The 20392-nt window shown below is 41.0% G+C and carries 16 protein-coding genes, 1 other RNA gene and 2 other annotated features (1 of these 19 cut by a window edge); of the genes, 13 read left to right on the forward strand and 4 right to left on the reverse strand.

Features of this window, described 5'->3' with window-relative positions:
- Positions 1-15: 15 nt before the first annotated feature.
- Together ssrS and FD50_RS06925 are read right to left on the reverse strand one after the other, a co-directional pair.
- A non-coding RNA gene (gene ssrS, locus FD50_RS12510) (6S RNA) lies at positions 16-201 on the reverse strand.
- Positions 202-249: 48 nt separating this feature from the next.
- Complete coding sequence (locus FD50_RS06925; protein WP_056960928.1) at positions 250-1536, reverse strand: replication-associated recombination protein A; 1287 nt, start codon at positions 1534-1536, stop codon at positions 250-252.
- A gap of 134 nt (positions 1537-1670) precedes the next feature.
- Between FD50_RS06925 and FD50_RS06930 the strand changes: the two genes are divergently transcribed.
- Positions 1671-3710: a hypothetical protein gene (locus FD50_RS06930; protein WP_056960929.1), complete on the forward strand. Its 2040-nt coding sequence runs from the start codon at positions 1671-1673 to the stop codon at positions 3708-3710.
- Positions 3711-3916: 206 nt separating this feature from the next.
- On the opposite strand, the gene rpsD is transcribed toward FD50_RS06930, so the two are convergent.
- Positions 3917-4525 (reverse strand): 30S ribosomal protein S4, encoded by a 609-nt coding sequence (rpsD, locus tag FD50_RS06935; RefSeq protein WP_054757363.1) that lies wholly within the window; start codon positions 4523-4525, stop codon positions 3917-3919.
- Between the two features lie 206 nt (positions 4526-4731).
- A complete protein-coding gene (locus FD50_RS06940) occupies positions 4732-5211 on the reverse strand; it encodes a GAF domain-containing protein (protein ID WP_056960930.1) in 480 nt (159 codons plus the stop codon).
- Positions 5212-5392: 181 nt separating this feature from the next.
- Here FD50_RS06940 and ezrA point away from each other — a divergent pair, with 181 nt between their 5' ends.
- From ezrA to minD, 12 genes are all read left to right on the forward strand, one after another.
- Complete coding sequence (gene ezrA, locus FD50_RS06945; protein WP_056960931.1) at positions 5393-7105, forward strand: septation ring formation regulator EzrA; 1713 nt, start codon at positions 5393-5395, stop codon at positions 7103-7105.
- A 343-nt stretch (positions 7106-7448) separates the two neighbouring features.
- Entirely contained in the window at positions 7449-8594 is a 1146-nt protein-coding gene (locus tag FD50_RS06950) for a cysteine desulfurase family protein (RefSeq protein ID WP_056960932.1), read from the forward strand.
- A 28-nt stretch (positions 8595-8622) separates the two neighbouring features.
- Positions 8623-9840: a tRNA uracil 4-sulfurtransferase ThiI gene (gene thiI, locus FD50_RS06955; protein WP_056960933.1), complete on the forward strand. Its 1218-nt coding sequence runs from the start codon at positions 8623-8625 to the stop codon at positions 9838-9840.
- A 39-nt stretch (positions 9841-9879) separates the two neighbouring features.
- Positions 9880-10088, forward strand: a binding site (T-box leader).
- A 48-nt stretch (positions 10089-10136) separates the two neighbouring features.
- Positions 10137-12794 carry a valine--tRNA ligase gene (locus FD50_RS06960; protein ID WP_056960934.1) on the forward strand — a complete coding sequence of 886 codons (2658 nt, stop codon included), beginning with the start codon at positions 10137-10139 and terminating at the stop codon, positions 12792-12794.
- A 374-nt stretch (positions 12795-13168) separates the two neighbouring features.
- Positions 13169-14470 carry a bifunctional folylpolyglutamate synthase/dihydrofolate synthase gene (locus FD50_RS06965; RefSeq protein ID WP_056960935.1) on the forward strand — a complete coding sequence of 434 codons (1302 nt, stop codon included), beginning with the start codon at positions 13169-13171 and terminating at the stop codon, positions 14468-14470.
- Positions 14471-14498: 28 nt separating this feature from the next.
- Positions 14499-15152, forward strand: coding sequence for an HAD family hydrolase (locus FD50_RS06970; protein WP_054757368.1), 654 nt, complete (start codon positions 14499-14501; stop codon positions 15150-15152).
- Between the two features lie 51 nt (positions 15153-15203).
- Positions 15204-15872 carry a JAB domain-containing protein gene (locus tag FD50_RS06975; protein WP_228889674.1) on the forward strand — a complete coding sequence of 223 codons (669 nt, stop codon included), beginning with the start codon at positions 15204-15206 and terminating at the stop codon, positions 15870-15872.
- 458 nt (positions 15873-16330) lie between these two features.
- Positions 16331-17335 carry a rod shape-determining protein gene (locus FD50_RS06980; protein ID WP_056960937.1) on the forward strand — a complete coding sequence of 335 codons (1005 nt, stop codon included), beginning with the start codon at positions 16331-16333 and terminating at the stop codon, positions 17333-17335.
- Positions 17336-17428: 93 nt separating this feature from the next.
- Positions 17429-18277, forward strand: a complete 849-nt coding sequence (gene mreC, locus FD50_RS06985; RefSeq protein WP_056960938.1) for a rod shape-determining protein MreC — start codon at positions 17429-17431, stop codon at positions 18275-18277.
- A gap of 11 nt (positions 18278-18288) precedes the next feature.
- Positions 18289-18804 carry a rod shape-determining protein MreD gene (gene mreD, locus FD50_RS06990; RefSeq protein ID WP_054757370.1) on the forward strand — a complete coding sequence of 172 codons (516 nt, stop codon included), beginning with the start codon at positions 18289-18291 and terminating at the stop codon, positions 18802-18804.
- A 13-nt stretch (positions 18805-18817) separates the two neighbouring features.
- Positions 18818-19486, forward strand: a complete 669-nt coding sequence (locus FD50_RS06995) for a septum site-determining protein MinC (RefSeq protein ID WP_056960939.1) — start codon at positions 18818-18820, stop codon at positions 19484-19486.
- Between the two features lies 1 nt (position 19487).
- Entirely contained in the window at positions 19488-20294 is an 807-nt protein-coding gene (minD, locus tag FD50_RS07000) for a septum site-determining protein MinD (protein ID WP_056960940.1), read from the forward strand.
- A 56-nt stretch (positions 20295-20350) separates the two neighbouring features.
- Positions 20351-20392 (forward strand) — a binding site (T-box leader) (it continues 190 nt past the right edge of the window).

The following is a 20392-nucleotide window of genomic DNA, read 5'->3' on the forward strand; positions in this document are numbered from 1 at the left end:
CAGCAAGGAAAACCCTGCAAATCCGTCTAATGCCGTTAATCATCTCTGTAGTTGAACCCGCTGTCTAGCAGGTGGTTTCCGTTAGGCTGAATTCAAACTTCCCCGCTGGGGCATGTCATCGTCCAACTATTCCAGAAACCTAATATATAGGTGTTCGGTCAACCTTACATTTATGAGATAACGCGTACATTCCAGATCTATCTATATTCTAGCATATTAGGAATGTGTTGACAATTTGAGTCATGCTAGCTATAGATGCAAACCCTTAGCTTGAGCCGTTTTTAAGCGTTCATATTGAGCTTTTAATGCTTCTTCATAACGGCCATTATTTTTGGGCTGATAGTAATGTTTTCTTTTAAGAGGGTCCGGGAGATATTGCTGTGCAATCCAATCATGCGGATACTCATGCGGGTAATGATAGTCGATGCCGCGACCTAATTTTGCGGCTCCACGATAGTGAGCATCCTTTAAATGTGCAGGGACATCCCCGTAGCCACCTTTATCAATATCCGAAAGTGCGGCATCGATGGCCATGATGGCTGAATTTGATTTAGGCGCTAAACAGAGATCAATGACTGCGTTTGCTAAAGGAATTCGGGCTTCCGGTAAACCAATTTTTTCAGCAGCAGTCACGGCAGCAACTGTTCGTGCTGCCGCTTGCGGATTAGCTAATCCAATATCTTCATAAGCAATTGTCAAAAGGCGACGGTTAGCACTAATCAAATCACCAGCAGCCAGGAGGCGTGCAAGGTAATGAAGTGCGGCATCAGCATCTGAACCGCGAATCGACTTTTGAAAAGCCGACACAACATCATAGTGGGCGTCCCCATTTTTATCTTGAACGAGCGCCTTATGCTGCAAGCATTCTTCAATAATCTTTAAGGTGATAGTGATAGTCCCGTCGGCAGCAGGCTTGGTTGACTCAGCGGCGAGTTCGAGGGCATTTAAGGCACTGCGCAGATCACCATTGGTTGCACGGCAAAGGTGTAATTGGGCAGTGGCTGCTAGCTTAAGCTTTAGTTTTCCAAGACCGCGTTCTTTATCTGCCAGCGCTCTTTTTAAAGCACTTGCGATTTCTTTTTCTGAAAGAGGTTTGACCTCGAAAATTTGTGTCCGACTACGGATAGCGGGATTGATTGCAATATAAGGATTTTCAGTAGTGGCGCCAATTAAAATTATTCTGCCATTTTCGAGATGTGGTAGCAGAAAATCTTGCTTCGGTTTAGTTAGACGATGAATTTCATCCAACAACAAAATCACCGTACCACTCATTTTGGCTTCTGCGACAACAATTTCAAGCTCCTTTTTAGAGTCAGTCGCAGCATTTAGCATTCTAAAAGCATATTTAGTAGAACCAGCGATTGCGCTTGCAATGCTGGTTTTCCCTGTGCCAGGTGGTCCATAAAGAATCATAGAGGACAGCAGTTTTGCGTCCACCATACGGCGAATGATTTTTCCGGGGCCAACCAGATGCTGTTGCCCGACAATCTCTTCTATTTTCTGAGGACGCATCCGATAAGCTAGTGGTTGTTTCATAGTTTCGCTCCTTTTCTGCTTCAATTATAGCATTATGGGGGAGATTCACATAGAATTGAACTAGTGACCGCAATCTGATGCATGTTTTGTTATAATAGTACAATAAGAGAAAAATGAAAAGGTGAGTTACGGAAATGGAATATGATGAAATCGGCAAACAGATCGATTCCGCAAAATTAATGGGTGCTTTTAAGGCACTCCGCTGGCAGCTTAAACAAAGCAGAAAAGTCGCTGAAATTGTTGCCGGCAAATCAAGTGAAGCTTCAAAGATCCCATTGAAACAAAGCGAACGGTGTACGTTTTTTGCAAAAGATGCCCTGCTTGAGTTAAGTACTCATGCAGGGATGAGTAAAGGAAAAGTTTTTTCTGAATTTGAGCTGCTTTTAAGGTTGGTGCAGTCTGCACTTGAACCTGAGAAAAGAATACAAGCTTTTTCCGAGTCCAATTCTAGTCAAAATACAACTACTTTTTATTGGAACATTCCAGAACAACTTTTTAAAACCTTATATGATAATCAGTATCAGCACCTAAAGATAGATTACCTAGTTTTTCGCAACCAATTAGCGCTTAAGGTTTTACAGCAATTAGTAGCACACCACTGGTTATTAACATATTTGACGGGATGTACGCCCTTTTTAACTGTGGAGAATCAGACCGCAACCCCGCAAAGAAGTGCTGTTCGAGCAGGTGCAGGTGTACCAGAAAAACCAGTCGATTATCGTACACTGTCTGCTTACATAAAAACTAGGCCTGCTTTTGCGACAGGCTTTGATTTAACAACAACACAACTTGAAAACAAAGGGGTGCAAATAGAAAGTGTCCGTAGTTTTAAGCTTACGGGGATTGAGTTGAACCCGTTCGAAAAGACGGGGTTCAAAGCCGAATTGCTGGACCTGTTGAGTGTAATGACAGCTTATTTTATGTGTACAACTGGAATTGCAGAACAGGAACTCACACCAAAAATACAGGCAGCTTGCAAATTTGAGCAAGTAGTTGCGCGTGAGAATCCATTTGCTCAAAGCGCTTGTTATAAAAAAGCACAACAATTTATCGCAAGTTTATTACATTTTGTTGCGCAGACTCAGTTACAAATATATCAGGGAGGGTTAGAAAAACTCCAAAATTTAGTGACCGATTCAATGCAGACGCCAGCTGCTAAACTTTTGCGTAGCGGACGTGAAATTGATGCTTTCTTTTTGAAAGGTGGGCAATCAACGGCTGGGAAAACAAAAGTCACCGCAAATATGCAATTTTTGCTTAAAGCTGCACTTAAAGAAGGAAAAGACTTTGAAATCATCTCACAAGAAGAGCAACTTTTGCGGATTGAAAATAAATTGGTGTTAAATGGAATAACGGATGCACAAACGAGTGCTTTGTATGCAAAAATCTGGCATGCTCGCTTACTTTGCCAACAACTTGTACAAAGTCGCGGAATTGGTGTTCCAAATACTTGGACGATCACTAATCCAGCAGAAATTGATGAAATTTATGAACTCATTAAAGAAAGTGCGATTGTAGTCAAAGGAAGTTTTACTGCAGGTGCGCTGACTTTTAGAAATGTACCTGCGCGAAAAGTTTTCCGACAAACAGTGCATGGATTCTTAAAAAAGAAGCAAAAATGTGTGATTGAGCAATATCAGGGAGGTGCTGCTTACAGAGTGCTCCTTGTTAAAGGACAGGCAATCAGCATGTTAGAACGAATTCCACAAAATATTGTGGGCGATGGACATAGTCCAGTCAGTGAATTAATCACACGCAAACAGAAGCGCTATGCTCAGATAGAGCGGGATTTTCCATTTGATAACTTACAGCAAAGCAATCTCATTCTTCAGGGAAGAAAAGAGACCAGCATTTTGGCACGCGGTGAGCAACTTTTTTTGCGCTATGATGCAACAACTGGAACTGGGGAAGAGTATCTGGAATGTTTGTCTGAGATGGACAAATCATATTTACAGAAAATACGTGAACTTGCGCAGATTCTGCACCTGCAAAACGGAGCAATCGATATCATCCTGCCTAACCTTTACCAACCGCTCAGAGAAAAGGATGCGCGCGAACAGTTTATTTTTCTAAATGCACATGCGGAACCGTCTTTGACGCTGCATGAACATACTTTGATGCAACAAGATGCACCGGTTGCTGAAAAGATGTTGCAGCTACTTTTGGAATGTTAAATAAAAAGCATTTAGTGTTAGTTTAATATCAGTAATAAAAAGCGACTTTATTTCATGATGGAAATGGTCGCTCTTTTTCTGTCTGGATAAAGCGTAAATCAATTTTAGGGCCTAAGCTATCACCAATAAAATCAAGTACAAAAAAACTGCATAAAGTTGGAAAAATCCAACCTTGTGCAGCTTTTTCAAAACGCTTAAGCTAATTATTAAAGTTTGTTATAGTATTCAACAATAAGCGCTTCGTCAACTTCACCTTCAAGTTCATCACGTTCTGGTAAACGAACTAATGAGCCTTCAAGCTTGTTGTCATCGAAAGTTACAAATTGAGGACGACCAACGATTGATTCGAGGGCAGCCTTAACAATTTGCAAATTCTTTGATTTTTCACGCAATGAAATAACTTCGCCGATTTTTACTTCATATGAAGGAATATCGACACGTTTACCATTAACAGTAATATGACCGTGGTTTACCAACTGACGGGCCTGACGACGAGTAGTTGCTAACCCTAAGCGATAAACAACGTTGTCCAGACGACGTTCAAGCAGGATCATAAAGTTGTCACCATGACGGCCTTCACGAATTTTACCTGCGCGGACAAAGAGGTTAGAGAATTGACGTTCAGACAAGCCGTATGTCATTCTTAACTTTTGTTTTTCACGTAACTGCAAACCATATTCTGATAATTTGCGCCGGTTGTTTTGACCATGATCACCGGGTGCGTAAGGGCGACGTGCTAATTCTTTTCCTGTACCGCTCAAAGAAATTCCTAAACGGCGGGAAACTTTCCAACTTGGACCTGTATAACGAGACATAAATTGAGTTCCTCCAATTATTTTTTTGGAGTAAAATAAGCTAATGTCCGCTTAGTATTCGTGCAGTTTATTTTACAATGTTCACTCTTGCAGCCGAAGAGGTACTGATTGAACCCAAGATTGGGGCAATAAACTGTTGACGAGCTTACCGCAGACTGCTGCATTATTTTACACAACCTCAAGTATAACCAAACTTTTTTTTGAAGTCAAGCACTGATGTACAGACCTTCAGACCAGTTGGAACGACGTGTCAGTAGTCGCGCTATTTTTTCTAGCAAAACGGTGTCTGCTTGACTAAAACGTTCCTTTTGGGGGGAGTCAATGTCAAGCACACCTATAATACGAGTTCCCTTCTTCAACGGAATAACAATTTCCGCCCAGCTGGCTGCATCGCATGCGATGTGTCCGGGGAAAGCCGTTACGTCAGCAACCCGAATTGTTTTAGCGGCAGCGAGGGCGCTACCACATACTCCTTGACCAGCTTTAATGCGGACACATGCAACATTTCCTTGGAAGGGCCCCAGGACAAGCTCATCTGTATTTTCAACGTAAAGATAGAAGCCAGCCCAATTAAGCGCTGGAAGAGAGTGATAGAGCAACGCGGCAGTATTTGCCATGTTAGCAATCGGATTAGTTTCTTCTGCAATTAGGGCATCAAGTTGCTCAAGCAGCAAGTGGTTTGTCATTTTAAAACTCCTTTAATAATGGTTATCTAGTGTATGTGTAGGTGATACTATGCTATAATTAAATAAATTTTAGACTTAAGGGAAGATTAAAGCAAGTTAAAAAGAATTAAGTGTTTTCACTAAGAAGGAAAGTCTCGGGAAAGTGGGGAACTTCTGGTGAATATTTAGGAGTGTGGACTGGATGATGCTAGTTTTGAGTGCAATTGTAATAATTGCGGTGGTGGTCTATTTTTCATTTTTCTACTTTCAACGTAGATATGCACATGAAATCGCGTTGCAGAAAGAAGAAATCAATAAGTTTACAGGTTCAACTGTACAAGAGCAACTGCAAGATGCTGAAAAAAGCAAATTAGCAGGTGAAACATTGTCTCACTTTGAAGAAACCAAGCAAGATTATCGATACATGGTTAATCATGACATGCCGGAAATCTTAGAGCGCTTGGATGAATTGAGTGTCAGCAATGAGCGTTACCGTTTTTTCGAGGTGGGACGTGAACTAAAGCTGATTGAGGCGAAAATTATAGCTGCTCAAAAACTTGAGCTGCAAACGAAAAAAGAATTAACAGCACTTAAACGGAGCAATTCTGAACATCAAAAGAAAATCAAAGAATTGGAAAAAAAGTATCAGAATTTGCGTAAAACACTCCTCGCAAAGAATTTTTCTTACGGGCCAAGTATTGATCAACTTGAAGACAGACTTGCAAGTATTGAGAAAACTTTTGATACATATACAAAGACTGCTCTTGGTGGGGACTACATCAAGTCTTCAAAGATCTTAAATGAACTGACCAAAGAAACGGTACAGCTTGAGAAAATGCTCAAGGCGATTCCACCTATTTATAGAAACTTGAAAAATGTTTTTCCGGTGCAATTAAAAGAAATCACTGCGGGCAGCCAGCAAATGCAAGGCCAAGGATATCGATTCAAAGATGATCCAGCTAAAAAGATTACTGAATTAAAGAATTTAGTAGCTGAAAGTATTATTGGGTTGACTAAGCTTGAGACAGTAGAAGCTGCTAATTATGATCAGAAGATTGATCAGGGGATTAATCAACTCTATGATGAACTGGAAGCTGAGCTCAAGGCGCGTGCACACGTTGAAAAGGGGCAACAAACTTTTTCGCAATTTGTTAAACATGCGCGCAGTAATCAGCATGAATTATTGTTAGAACTTGACCGCCTGAATCAAAATTATACATTTAATCATAATGAGCTTGCCGAGGCGCAGGAGTTGGAGCAGCAACTTAAGACGATTGAAGAAGACTTGGCTACTTTCAAAAAAGATGTCACAAAAGAAGCAGTTGTTTATTCCGAGGTGCTTGCAAAACGGAACAAACAGACCGAACAGCTCCGACAAATTGAGAAAAAACAGACGCAGATTGGAAATAGTGTTCAAGATTTATGGCAAGAAGAACAAGCGGCCAGAAATGCTGTTAAAGAGTTTGATCTTGAGATCCATCGGCTAAAACGTGACCTTGAAAAATTACATCTTCCAGGTTTGTCTAAGGAATATCTCGACTATTTCTATACTGTGAGTGATGAAATCGAAGCACTTAGTGTCAGCCTTGAAAAAACAAAAATTAATATGGAAGAAATTACTAAAGCGTTGCTAGATGTTCAAGCTGATTTAGATGCACTTAGCGAAAAGACAAATGATATTGTTGATAGTTCAGCATTGACGGAACGCGTGTTACAGTACGCTAACCGGTATCGTGTGCGTTATCCTGAAGTTGCACAGGCAGCTAATGAGGCTTACGCACTATTTAATCAAAAATTTGATTATGCTGCCAGCCTTGAAAAAATTGCAACTGCAGTTGATAAAGTTGAACCAGGAGCGTATAAAAAAATTGAAGATGGTTATTACCACACCCAAAATGGTAAGGAACAAGAGTAGCATTAAAATGCGCTCTAAAGGTAGAGCTTAATGTCAACTGCGAGTCTGCAGTCTTGTAAATGTTTTGAAGTAGAATTAAGGAATGGGACTGGGTCAAGATACTTTGGCTGAGTCCTTTAGTTTTGTCTTTTTGTACGAGTAATGGCCATTAATTGAGCAACTAGTTGCAATGCGTTTGAGATGTATTGCTGCAATGGGGAACAGTTGCTGGTCAATGAACTTTTGTTTTCATCAGAATTTGACTTTGTTTTTAGAAGCTTATATTATAGGAAAATGACTAGTAGGTTTTTGATTAAACAGGTATTTTTAGTTAATAATAAGGTAGCCATTAGGAAGGGTAGCAATGATTTATTTTGATAATAGCGCAACAACAAAAGTTGCACCAGCAGTTTTGGAGACGTACTCGAAGGTTAGCAGCAGTATTTGGGGAAATCCTTCTTCCCTGCATGCATTAGGTGAACAAGCTTTTGGCTTGTTGGAACAGTCGCGGTTACAAATTGCGAAGTTGTTAGGTGTTGCACAGGATGAAATTTATTTCACGAGTGGTGGGACAGAAGGCGACAACTGGGTAATTAAAGGGACGGCAATTGAAAAACAGATCTACGGAAAACATCTAATTACCTCAAGTATTGAACATCCAGCAGTTTTGAATTCAATGGCTCAACTTGAGAAACTTGGTTTTGAAGTGACTTATCTGCCGGTTGATCAGCATGGGCATGTTTCGCTTACTGACTTGGAACAGGCATTGCGCCCTGATACTATCCTTGTCTCAATCATGGCGGTTAATAATGAAATTGGAGCAATTCAACCGCTTGAGCAGATTGCAGCAGTTTTGCAAAATTATCCGAAAATTCATTTTCACATTGATGCTGTTCAGGGGATTGGCAAAGGGATTCAAAAGTTGATCATGAACGAGCGGGTCGATTTCGTAACTTTTTCAGGTCACAAATTCCATGCTCCGCGAGGCATTGGGTTCATGTACAAGAGACGTGGACGTAAGCTTGCACCATTAATGAGTGGTGGTGGTCAAGAAAAGAATTTGCGCAGCGGCACCGAAAATTTGCCCGCAATTGCGGCAATGGCAAAGGCCTTGCGTTTATTATTGACAGACGAACAGGAAAAAGTTGCACGCCAAGCTAAGATCAAGCAGTTTATTTATGAAAATGTAATTAAGTATCCCAAAGTAACCATGTTTTCGCAGCTCGATCAGACCTTTGCACCGCATATTTTGTGTTTCACAATTGATGGTGTGCGTGGGGAAACGATTGTACATGCTTTTGAGGAACACCAGATTTATTTGTCTACTACAAGCGCTTGTTCTTCGAAAAAGCATGTGATTTCTGGGACATTGAATGCAATGAAGGTTCCAGAAAAAATTGCTACTTCGGCGGTGCGTGTAAGTCTCGATGAGCATAATACACTGGAAGAAGCACAAGAATTTGTGCGAGTATTTGAGCAGCTGTATCAACGGTTTGCAAAAATTAATTAGTTTTTTATAAAAGAAAGGAAATACCAACGTGCAGTATACAGAAATAATGGTTCGCTATGGCGAGTTATCAACCAAAGGAAAGAATCGGCGTGCGTTCATTGATCGTCTTGGATTCAATGTCCGTGAAACACTGCATGACTTTCCTGATCTGGTGGTGAAGGCCAATCGTGATCGGATGCATATCCAGTTACATGGTGAAGACAGCAGCGCAGTTATGGCAAGATTGCAGCAGGTTTTTGGAATTCAGAATTTTTCACCTTCAATTAAAGTTGAGCGTGACGTTGAGGCGGTTAAGCAAACTGCTGTGGCAATGATCAAAGAGCATTATCAAGCGGGAATGACGTTCAAGATCAACACACGTCGTTCTGATCATGATTTTAAGCTCGACACTAATGAAATGAACGACCTTTTAGGTGGTCACATTTTGCGTACAATCCCGGGCATCAAGGTTAAAATGAAGCAACCTGATCTGATTTTGCGTGTAGAAATTCGGCAAAACGGGATCTTCTTGTCCAGTCAGACCATTGATGGTGCGGGTGGGTTGCCAGTTGGAACAGCTGGAAAAGGGATGTTGATGATTTCGGGAGGAATCGATTCACCCGTTGCGGGCTATTTAGCACTTAAAAGAGGGGTTGAACTAGAAATGGTTCATTTCTTTAGTCCCCCTTATACTAGCGAGCAGGCTTTAAATAAGGCAAAGGAACTCACAGCTAAACTAGCACCCTTTGCTGGAAGAATTAAATTTATTGAGGTTCCATTTACTGAAATTCAAGAAACTGTCAAGCATGATGTTCCGGCAGGTTATTTAATGACGGTTCAGCGCCGCTTTATGTTGCGGATTGCAGCTTTGTTAGCTGACAAGCGGGATGATCTTGCAATCTTTAATGGAGAGTCTTTGGGACAAGTTGCTTCGCAGACATTGGAAAGTATGGTAGCAATTAACGATGTGACAACTCTTCCAGTTTTAAGACCAGTCGTTTCGTTAGATAAGAATGAAATTATCGAGATTGCTCAAAAAATTGGCACTTTTGAATTGTCGGTCATGCCCTTTGAGGACTGCTGTACAATCTTTGCTCCACCGGCTCCCAAAACAAAACCCCGGTTAGAACGTGCTCGTCTTTATGAATCAAGGCTAGCGGTTGACGCTTTGATAAAGCGGGCCTTAGCTGGAGTCAAGGTCACAGAAATTAGAAGTGGCGAGAAGTTTTTAACTGAAAATAGTGATACTTTTGCAGAATTGCTCTAATACTCCTTGACGATGCTTACAATGAAAGTTATGATATCTTCATAAGCTTTGAACAAGAAGATCTTGTACTGAAGTTACCAGAGAAGAGATAATTTTTTTGCTGGGATATCTCATAACTTTTAGCAAGATGAGTAGCTTGTGAGCTGTTGCACTGAAATTAGTAAGTGTGACCGAAACCTGTTCGTTAACGAGGAAAGAGTGGGGTAAAAACCCAACTTAGGTGGTACCACGGCACAGTCGTCCTATTTTTAGGGCGGCTTTTTTGTTTTTAGCAGAGTTGAGAAAGGGTGAAAAAAATGACAAAAGAGATTTCGATGTCAACTAAATATGATCCGCAACAGGTTGAACCGGGACGCTACCAAGAGTGGCTTGATCAAGATGTTTTCAAACCAAGTGCTGATCAGACGGCAAAACCATATTCAATTGTTATTCCACCACCAAATGTAACTGGAAAACTACATTTAGGGCATGCTTGGGATACAACATTACAGGATATGTTGATTCGACAAAAAAGAATGCAGGGTTTTGATACTTTATGGTTGCCAGGAATGGATCATGCTGGAATTGCTACACAGGCGAAGGTTGAAGCCCGCTTAGCAGAAAAAGGGATTACACGTTATGACCTCGGGCGAGAGAAGTTCATTCAAACTGTCTGGGATTGGAAGGGTGAATATGCTGATATTATCCATCAACAGTGGAAGAAACTTGGCTTATCACTTGATTATAGCCGTGAACGTTTCACGCTGGATGAGGGGCTTTCTAAGGCTGTGCGGAAGGTTTTTGTAAATCTTTATCAGAAAGGCTTAATTTATCGGGGAAACTATATTATCAATTGGGACCCGAAAGCGCGGACTGCTTTGTCCGATATTGAAGTTATTCACAAGGATGTTAAAGGTGCTTTTTACCATGTTAAGTATCCCTTTGCGGATGGCACAACTTTTAACGGCAAAAATTACATTGAAATCGCCACTACTCGTCCGGAAACAATGATGGGAGATGTTGCGGTTGCGGTTCACCCGAGTGATAAGCGTTATCAGGAGCTTGTAGGCAAAATGTTGGTCTTGCCTTTGCAAGGACGTCATATTCCAATTATTGCTGATGAATATGTTGATCCTGAATTTGGAACTGGGATGGTTAAAATTACTCCAGCCCACGATCCTAACGATTTTGGAGTCGGAAATCGCCACGACCTTGAGCGTATTAACACCATGAATGAAGACGCAACAATGAATGAAAATGCAGGCAAGTACGAAGGAATGGATCGTTTTGAGGCACGTAAGGCCATTGTCAAGGATCTTGAAGATGGTGATTATATGTTAAAAATTGAACCAATCGTGCATAGTGTTGGGCACTCAGAAAGAACTGGGGTACAGGTTGAAGCACGGCTTTCAACACAGTGGTTTGTGAAAATGAAACCTTTAGCTGAGGCAGCCCTCAAGAATCAAAAGACAGCTGCACGGGTTGATTTTGTGCCTGAGCGGTTTGAACATACTTTTACGCAGTGGATGGATAACATTCATGATTGGGTAATTTCACGTCAGTTGTGGTGGGGGCATCAGATTCCAGCTTGGTATCATAAAAAGACTGGGGAAGTCTATGTTGGTGAAGAAGCTCCTGCAGATCTTGAAAATTGGAAGCAAGATCCAGATGTGTTGGATACCTGGTTTTCAAGTGCGCTCTGGCCATTTTCTACAATGGGGTGGCCTAATGAAGATGCACCTGATTTCAAGCGCTATTTCCCAACTAATACGCTGGTCACAGGGTATGATATTATCTTCTTCTGGGTCTCACGCATGATTTTCCAAAGCCTTGAATTTACGCAAAAACGCCCATTCAAGCATGTTTTAATCCATGGTTTAATTCGTGATGAACAGGGACGTAAAATGAGTAAGTCGCTTGGAAATGGAATTGACCCAATGGATGTCATTGATAAATATGGTGCAGATGCATTGCGCTGGTTCTTATCAAATGGTTCTGCGCCTGGTCAAGATGTTCGCTTTAGTTATACCAAGATGGATGCAGCTTGGAATTTTATCAACAAGATTTGGAATGCAAGTCGCTTTGTGATCATGAATCTCGCAGAAAATACTAAGGCACAGTTGCCCGCAAAAGAACAGTGGCAATTATCGGACAAATGGATTATCAGCAGACTTAATCAAACTGTAGCTGATGTGACACGTTTATTTGAAAGCTTCGAATTTGGAGAAGCAGGGCGGGCCTTGTACAATTTTATCTGGAATGATTTTTGCGATTGGTATATCGAAATGGCAAAAGAAGACCTTAATGGTCAAGATGAGCGCTTAAAGAAGAATACACAAGATATTTTGTGCTATGTATTGGATCAGACCTTACGTTTACTGCATCCAATTATGCCATTTGTAACTGAAAAGATTTGGTTAGAGATGCCACATGAGGGGGCTTCGTTGGTAACGGCAGCTTATCCAATTGTACATCCTGAATATGACAATCCGGTTGCACAGACACAAATGGAGAATTTAATTGAATTGATCAAAGCTGTTCGTAACAGCAGAGCTGAAGCTAATGCACCAATGTCAAGTGCAATTGATATTTTTATTAAAACCAAAAGCGATGAGACCAAGCAGATTTTTGAGACCAATACTGAATATATTGAACGTTTTTGTCATCCAAAGAAGCTTGAAATCGGAGCTCAGTTAGTTGCACCAAAATTAGCAATTACTGCAGTCATTACAGGTGCCGAAGTTTACTTGCCATTGGCTGATCTGGTTAACCTTGATGAAGAGTGTGCACGGCTGCAAAAAGAAGCTGAGAAGCTTGCTGGCGAAGTGGCACGTGCAGAAAAGAAACTTGCGAATGAACGCTTTGTTGCAAATGCTCCTGGTGCAGTAGTTGAAAAGGAACGCCAAAAACTGACAGATTACAAAGCTAAACTGCTTTCTACTAATGAACGGATTAAACAGTTAAAAAATAATTAATAGTACTAGGATAAAGGGATTAACAATGAAATAGCAGGCGTCTGCAAAAGCCTGTCATAAGAGAGAGTGTGTGACATAAGTCGGGAAAATTTGAGTGCTAATTCGAAGTTAGACGGAGAATTTTGGCTTATGGAACACGTTTATCCGGAATAAAAGAGGGGCTGTGACAAAATTTAATTTTTGTCACAGCCCCTTCCTTAAATTTTGCAGTTGGAACTTAATGTTTCAGAGTTTGCGCTCACTTTTTGCGGTGCAATTGAGCATCTCTAATTTTCTAGGGAGGTCATATTCACCGGCAACAATAAATGAGTTTTTTGTTATTAAAGCGTTTTTAGGGTAAAATAACAGGTGTGAGAGAAAGGTTGGACAGCTAGATGTTGGTAAAGAACTATGCAGAGGCACTTTCATTTATTCATGGCAGAACAAAGTTTAAGAAGAGCCCGACATTGCAAAGAATGCAGCGCTTTGTTAAGGCGCTAGGACACCCAGAAAAGCAGTTTCCTATAATTCATATTACTGGTACAAATGGTAAAGGTTCGACCGTTGCTTTTTTGCGTGAACTCCTACAGCAGCAGGGATTAAGAGTTGGAACATATACGTCTCCTTTTATTGTAAAATTCAATGAAAGAATTGAGATTGATGGGAAAATGATCTCTGATGAAGAAATTGTGTCTCTAGTGAATCAGGTCGGCCCCGTTGCGCTGCAATTGGATCAGCAGTTGGCCGCTGCCGAGGGCGGTCCAACTGAGTTCGAAATTTTGACTGCAATGATGTTCGTTTACTTTGCAAAAGCCCAGCTTGATCTCGCATTGATTGAGGTTGGAATTGGAGGGACCTTTGATTCAACAAATGTAGTAACTCCACTTCTTTCTGTGATTACGACTGTTGCCTATGATCATACAGAATTATTGGGGCCAACGATTGCTTCAATTGCACAGCACAAAGCAGGAATCATCAAAGAAGGCTGTCCAGTTGTGGTAGGAAATGTGCCAGCACCAGCTTTAAAAGTGATTCGTCAAAGGGCAGCCACTTTGAATGCTCCGCTGTATATTTTTAATGAAGACTATCACGTCCAAAGATTGGTGAAAAGCAGTTGGGGAGAAGACTTCTCTTATGCCGGTCTTGGAGAACGCTTTGGAAAGTTGCACACAGATTTAGCTGGACATTTTCAAGTCGAAAATGCTGCGGTTGCTGTGACAAGCTATCTGGTCTGGGCACACCAAAATCATAGCGTAATTAAGCGCCGTGAAGTGCAAGCAGCGCTGGGGAAAACATGCTGGCCAGGTCGGTTTGAACCTGTTAATCAGGAACCATTGATAATTCTTGATGGTGCTCACAATCAAGCTGCAATCGATGAATTAGTTTTATCACTCAAACAGGACTTTCGAGGACGACATGTCTATATTTTGATTGCGATACTGGCAGATAAACAACCGCGTGAAATGCTGGCTGAACTGGCACAGCTCGCTAATACGACGGTGATTGCTACAACTTTTAACGGACCCCGCAAAGTCGCAGATGTGCAAGCAATGGCAGCAAACAATCAGCTGATTCAATATGAAAAGCAATGGCAGCCAGCACTTGTGAAGACTGTGCAGCAAATGTCAACTGATGATGTGTTATTAGTAACAGGATCGCTTTATTTTATTTCAGAGGTCCGTCAATTTTTTAAGTAAAAAATACTAAAAATGAAGGAGAATTGCAATGAACTTAGATCTGGTTATTTTTGATATGGATGGACTCGTCGTGGATTCTGAAAAAATCTATTATGCTGCTAATCAGCGCGCAGCGGATGAGTTAAAAATGAATTATTCACTTGCATATTATCGACAATACATTGGCACTGGTACGCAAAAAATGATTAATGCCATGACTCGAGATTATGGCAGTCGCAGTTTGGTTGAGCAGTTTATTGATTTGAGTCATGAATTTGTGTTCGATGTCATCAAAGAAAATGGCTTACCCCTCAAAAAGGGTTTCTTGGAGCTTAGCACATTTCTTGCCCATCATGGTGTAAGAAAAGCACTAGCTTCTAGTAATGATCGCACTGCAATTGATTTTTTCCTGCAAGCAGCCAAAATTGACAATCAATTTGAATATATTGTCTCAGCCGATGATGTGCAGCATTCCAAGCCAGATCCTGATATTTTTGAACGGGCATGGACGTTAGCGGGAACTCCTGCAAAACAAAAAGCACTTGTGCTTGAGGATTCTTTTAATGGGATCAAGGCTGCTTTTAATGCCCGAATTCCTTCAATTATGGTTCCAGACTTGATGCCGGCCACAGCTGAGGTTAGTGCACAAACATTGGCAGTTCTGCCAAACTTGGCTGAAGTTAAAACCTTCATCCAAAAGTAAGCAGAGCTTCCCCGAAACACGTATTTTAGTGTAAAGGGAGGTTTTAGTTTGTTGACCAATAGAATTGAACCTAGTAGCTTACTTAAGCAGATTGAAAACTATACCGCAGGCAGTCTAAGCGATCATGAACTTTTGTTTTTGTGTTTGAATTTTTTCTTAAAAAAAGAAATGGCTGCCAAAAAGGTTGAACTTTTTTTTAAACAGTATTCCGATCTTAGACAATTGCGCTATTTAACTGAGACGGAGCTGGCTGTTCTCTGGGGGAATCCACAACTGATCATGGTGACAAAAATTTTGTGCGAGCTTGCCATTCGACTTAGACGCTGTCCTAAACTAACCTTGGGGCGCATTTATACCAGTCAGGAGATTGGCAAACGAATGGTGGCTGAACTTGGAATGCTGCAGCAAGAAACTCTGCAAGTGATTTTGTTGGATATTAAAAATCAGATTTTAGAAAGTCGTTCGGTTTTCAAAGGGACGCTCGATGCGGCAACGGTACATCCGCGCGAAATCTTCAGCTTAGCGTTGCGTTACCATGCAGCGCATATCATGGTCGTGCATAATCATCCTAGCGGAGATCCTACGCCCTCGCAAAATGATCTTAAGTTAACGAACAGATTACGCAAATGCGGTGAAATTATGGGGATCAATCTCTTAGACCATTTAATTGTGGGGTCGGTTCACTATCTCAGCATGCGTGAGGAGAAAATTATAAATTAGTTATTCTGCTATTTCTTGTTCAAGGTGTAGGGATATGCTAAAATTCTGATAGTTGGAAATAATGATGTGTGAAGATGCTAACAGAGAAAGTCCGGTCTTTTAATAAAGATAATGGCTGTGGTTTTATCACTGCAAAGATGAGGACAGAGAATTTTTTTATTCACAATAGTGGAATTAAAACAGCAAAAAGTCATTAGCTTGGAAGAAGGACAAAGAGTGGGATTTATCGTGGCAGTCGGTAAAAAGGGCCCACAGGCACTAAAGATTGTTTTACTTGATTGAAACATTGTAAATAATTGGTTAAGAATGTAGCTGAATTAGGACTTTCAGGAACGATTTAAGTATGCTTGAATAGTAGCTAATTTGGACTAAACGAGAGCATGCAAGTATGATATAATACGTGTATTGCGAAAGAGTCATCAGTTTTAAAGATGGCCAATGTGAAGGGATGAAAAATAGTGTTCGGAATCGGAACTAAGAATATTGGAATCGACTTGGGAACTGCCAATACGATTGTCTATGCTGAGGGCAAAGGCATTGTGTTGCGCGAACCATCAGTCGTAGCTAAAAATACTAAAACCGGAGAAATTGTCTCAGTAGGTTCTGAGGCACGTGATATGATCGGAAGGACACCTGCCAGCATCGTTGCGATTCGCCCAATGAAGGACGGAGTAATTGCTGATTATGATACCACGGTAGCAATGATGAAGTATTATATTGATAAGGCTTTAGGTCATAAAACTGGCAAGCCTTATGTTATGGTCTGTGTACCAAGCGGAGTGACTGAAGTTGAAAAACGAGCGGTCATTGATGCTACCCGAGTTGCAGGTGCGCGTGATGCTTATGTAATTGAAGAGCCATTTGCTGCTGCAATCGGTGCCGGGCTCCCCGTGATGGACCCAACGGGAAGTATGGTTGTTGATATCGGTGGTGGGACGACAGATGTTGCAACAATTTCTCTTGGGGGGATTGTTTCAAGTCGTTCAATCAGAATGGCAGGCGACAAGATTGATGATGCCATTGTTTATTATGTCAGACAGCACAATAATCTGTTGATTGGGGAAAGAACTGCCGAACAACTTAAGATGGACGTTGCATCTGCTTCAGTTGAAGCTGCCAAGGAGTTGGATAATCAAACTATCCGTGGACGTGATTTGGTTAGTGGATTACCTAAGACAATTGAAATTGAGGCAGTTGATGTCGCAAAGGCTATTCAAGAAGTCATTCAAGAGATTATTTCGGCGATCAAGGAGACCTTAGAAGAGACCTCTCCAGAAATTGCAGCCGATGTAATTGACCATGGAATCGTATTGACTGGTGGTGGTGCTCAATTGCGGCACTTACCTGAAGTAATTTCCGATGCAACCAAAGTTCCTGTCTTTATTGCTTCTGAGCCACTCGACTGTGTTGCAATTGGTACTGGTGAATCTTTGAAGAGTATCGATGTTATGAAGAAAAAATAATAGTGGCGCTTAAAAAGTATCGTGTAGGAGGTTGGGGATTAGTTATCCAACCTCTTAATTTTTGATACAATTTTAACTTTAGTGGAGGGAACTATGCAAAGATTTTTTTTCAATAAAAGACTCATCATTATATTGGTATCGCTGATTATCGGTTTTTTACTAATAGCATTGTCGATCACTGTCCGAAATAATAAGGCGACACCACCACTTGTCCAGCAAATTGGAAATGATGCTGTGGGAATTGTGGACCGGGTAGTTGAGTATCCAGTTGCATTTGTTAAGGGTGCTGGCGGGACAGTTTCAGATCTTTTGAACACTTACAGTGAAAACCAAAAGCTCAAGCAACAGGTTGATAGTCTGGCAACCCAAAAGGCAAGTGATGAAGCGCTGCGTAGAGAAAACTCCCAGTTAAAACAACAGCTTAAACTTAACAAATCATTGACAGATTTCAAGAAAATTTCTGCATATACGATCAGTAGAGCGCCTTCTTCATGGCAAAATCAGATTGTTATTAGCAAAGGATCGTTGGCAGGTGTGACAAAAAATGCCGCTGTTTTATCTGAAAAGGGCTTGGTCGGGAGAGTTGTCGAAGTTAATAAAACCAACAGCAAGGTTGAACTTGTGAGTTCTACGAATGATTCCGCTAACCGTTTTGCAACTCAGATTCAGACTGACTCAGGAGTAGTTAATGGTTTGATAACTGGTTACAACAGTGACACTAATCGACTATTGATGGGGCAGATTACCTCGCAAAAGAAGATTAAAAAAGGTGATCAGGTGATTACTTCAGGAATGGGTGGAAATTCACCTAAAGGAATCTTAGTAGGTACAGTTGTTAAGGTTGCAAAAGATGACTATGGATTAGCCTCAAAAGTTGAGCTCAAACCAGCGGCTGATTTAACGAACTTGGATGTTGTGACTGTTGCGAAGCGTACGGATTAGAGGGTGAGAAAATGAGAATTTCAAAAATGCGTTACTTTTTCCCACTAGGTTTGTTTCTCGGTTTATTTTTGGATGGAACATTCAGCAATCTTTTTTCAAAACAGATGTTTTCCACTAATTTTTCAATTGAAAGCCGTCTTTTCGTTTTATGGTTGGTAATGTGTGTATGTTTAGGCGAGGTTGAACACTCAATGTTTTGGGCAGTTTGTGTAGGTTTTGTCTTCGATCTGTATTACACTGGAATTATTGGTCCATTTGTAATGATTGTTCCGCTGATTGTTTATTTAACGAAAATAATGTATAGCTTTTTTAAGCCTTCGTTTATTGTGGTATTATTAATATACTTGATAGATATTGCTCTGTTGACCCTTTTATTTTACTGGATAAATGTAATGATCGGCTTTACTAACAGTTCATTAACAAGTTTTATCAGTACAACACTGGGACCAACGCTAGCATACAATCTCGCTGCTTTTGTGATTTGTTACTTCCCACTGCAGCGCTTTATCGAGACTTTTTCAAGATGAATGGAGTGTTAAAATGCAGAGTGTTGTTTTAAAAGGGCATCAGGATGGCTACGTGATCAACTTAAAAGCTGATGCAAAATTTGTTGATATTTTGCGTGAGTTGACCGAACTTTTTGAACAGCTGCAACAGGACAAAAAAATGGATAGTGAACCGCTTTCTTTTAACATCACAACGGGGATGCGTCTGCTGGATGCGACCGAGAAGCAAAAAATTGAGGAAATCGTCAGTCGCTATCCGCTGTTTTCGATACATAAAATTACTTCCGAAGTGATGCGTGTTCAAGATGCACTTGAGATGATCGAAAGCAAGTCAATTCACTTGAATGCCAATACTATTCGTAATGGTCAGGTCGAGCATGTTAAAGGTGATGTCTTGTTCATCGGGAATCTGCATCAAGGCGGCATGCTGCGGGCAACCGGAAATGTCTTTTTGCTAGGGCGTTGTGAAGGTATCGTGCACGCTGGTTATCCTAGTAATGCAGAAGCAATCATTGTCGGAAATGTGCACGCAGCACAGCAGGTTAGGATTGCGGATGCTGTGGCAATTGTTGCACAAGAACAAGTTGCGGATGATGAAGGAACAGTGGTGTATGTGAATGATCTGCATGTTTTAGACTACACTAAGCATACAGAGGTTAAGACCATTCGACCAAAGCTATTTGCACGTATGGGAGGATATTAAAATGGGGAAAGCAATTGTTGTGACTTCTGGAAAGGGTGGTGTAGGTAAAACTACGACCACCGCAAACTTGGGAACGGCCCTCGCACTTTCAGGTGCAAAAGTGTGCTTGCTTGACCTTGATATTGGCCTACGCAACTTGGATGTAATTCTTGGCCTTGATAACCGTATTATTTACGATATTGTCGATGTGGCCAAAGGACGTGCGAAGCTGCACCAAGCGTTGATTAAGGATAAACGTTTTGAAGATAAGCTTTTTCTCTTACCGGCAGCTCAAAATGCTGATAAATCGGCCTTGGCACCCGAAGAAGTGCAAAAAATAGTTGCGGAGCTCAAACCAGATTTTGATTATGTGCTACTCGACTGTCCTGCAGGCATTGAACAAGGATTTGTGAATGCCGTTGCAGGGGCTGATCAAGCCATCGTGGTTTCTACACCTGAAATTTCTGCAGTCAGAGATGCTGATCGTGTAATCGGACTGTTGGAAAAGCAATCGTTAAGCGAGGCACCACAGTTGATAATCAACAGGATTAGAACGCATATGATGAATGATGGGCAAGCTATGGATATAGATGAAATCACGCGTCATCTTTCGATCAAACTTCTGGGAATCGTTTTTGATGATGATCAAGTGATTAGTACTTCTAACAAGGGAGAACCAATTGTTCTTGATGAACATAATCCGGCAGCGCAAGGTTATCGCAATATTGCACGCAGATTGCAAGGCGAAACAGTTCCGTTAATGAATCTTGAGTCTTTCGAAAAACAAGGTTTTTTCAGCCGCTTGAAAAACTGGTTTGGCAAAAAATGACATTGACTTTTTAGAGTATTAATGATAATTTAAAAATAATTAATTATAAAGAATTCGTAAAGACAATGAACAGAAGAGTAGGCAATTTCTGAATTCAG

The organism is Liquorilactobacillus satsumensis DSM 16230 = JCM 12392, from assembly GCF_001435195.1.
Taxonomy (GTDB): Bacteria; Bacillota; Bacilli; order Lactobacillales; family Lactobacillaceae; genus Liquorilactobacillus; species Liquorilactobacillus satsumensis.

What these genes read in the sequence shown, in the direction of transcription:
- FD50_RS06925 (WP_056960928.1), bottom strand. Translation starts at nt 1,536, where the DNA reads ATGAAACAACCACTAGCTTATCGGATGCGTCCTCAGAAAATAGAAGAG.
- FD50_RS06930 (WP_056960929.1), top strand. Translation starts at nt 1,671, where the DNA reads ATGGAATATGATGAAATCGGCAAACAGATCGATTCCGCAAAATTAATG.
- rpsD (WP_054757363.1), bottom strand. Translation starts at nt 4,525, where the DNA reads ATGTCTCGTTATACAGGTCCAAGTTGGAAAGTTTCCCGCCGTTTAGGA.
- FD50_RS06940 (WP_056960930.1), bottom strand. Translation starts at nt 5,211, where the DNA reads ATGACAAACCACTTGCTGCTTGAGCAACTTGATGCCCTAATTGCAGAA.
- ezrA (WP_056960931.1), top strand. Translation starts at nt 5,393, where the DNA reads ATGATGCTAGTTTTGAGTGCAATTGTAATAATTGCGGTGGTGGTCTAT.
- FD50_RS06950 (WP_056960932.1), top strand. Translation starts at nt 7,449, where the DNA reads ATGATTTATTTTGATAATAGCGCAACAACAAAAGTTGCACCAGCAGTT.
- FD50_RS06960 (WP_056960934.1), top strand. Translation starts at nt 10,137, where the DNA reads ATGACAAAAGAGATTTCGATGTCAACTAAATATGATCCGCAACAGGTT.
- FD50_RS06965 (WP_056960935.1), top strand. Translation starts at nt 13,169, where the DNA reads ATGTTGGTAAAGAACTATGCAGAGGCACTTTCATTTATTCATGGCAGA.
- FD50_RS06970 (WP_054757368.1), top strand. Translation starts at nt 14,499, where the DNA reads ATGAACTTAGATCTGGTTATTTTTGATATGGATGGACTCGTCGTGGAT.
- mreC (WP_056960938.1), top strand. Translation starts at nt 17,429, where the DNA reads ATGCAAAGATTTTTTTTCAATAAAAGACTCATCATTATATTGGTATCG.
- mreD (WP_054757370.1), top strand. Translation starts at nt 18,289, where the DNA reads ATGAGAATTTCAAAAATGCGTTACTTTTTCCCACTAGGTTTGTTTCTC.
- FD50_RS06995 (WP_056960939.1), top strand. Translation starts at nt 18,818, where the DNA reads ATGCAGAGTGTTGTTTTAAAAGGGCATCAGGATGGCTACGTGATCAAC.
- minD (WP_056960940.1), top strand. Translation starts at nt 19,488, where the DNA reads ATGGGGAAAGCAATTGTTGTGACTTCTGGAAAGGGTGGTGTAGGTAAA.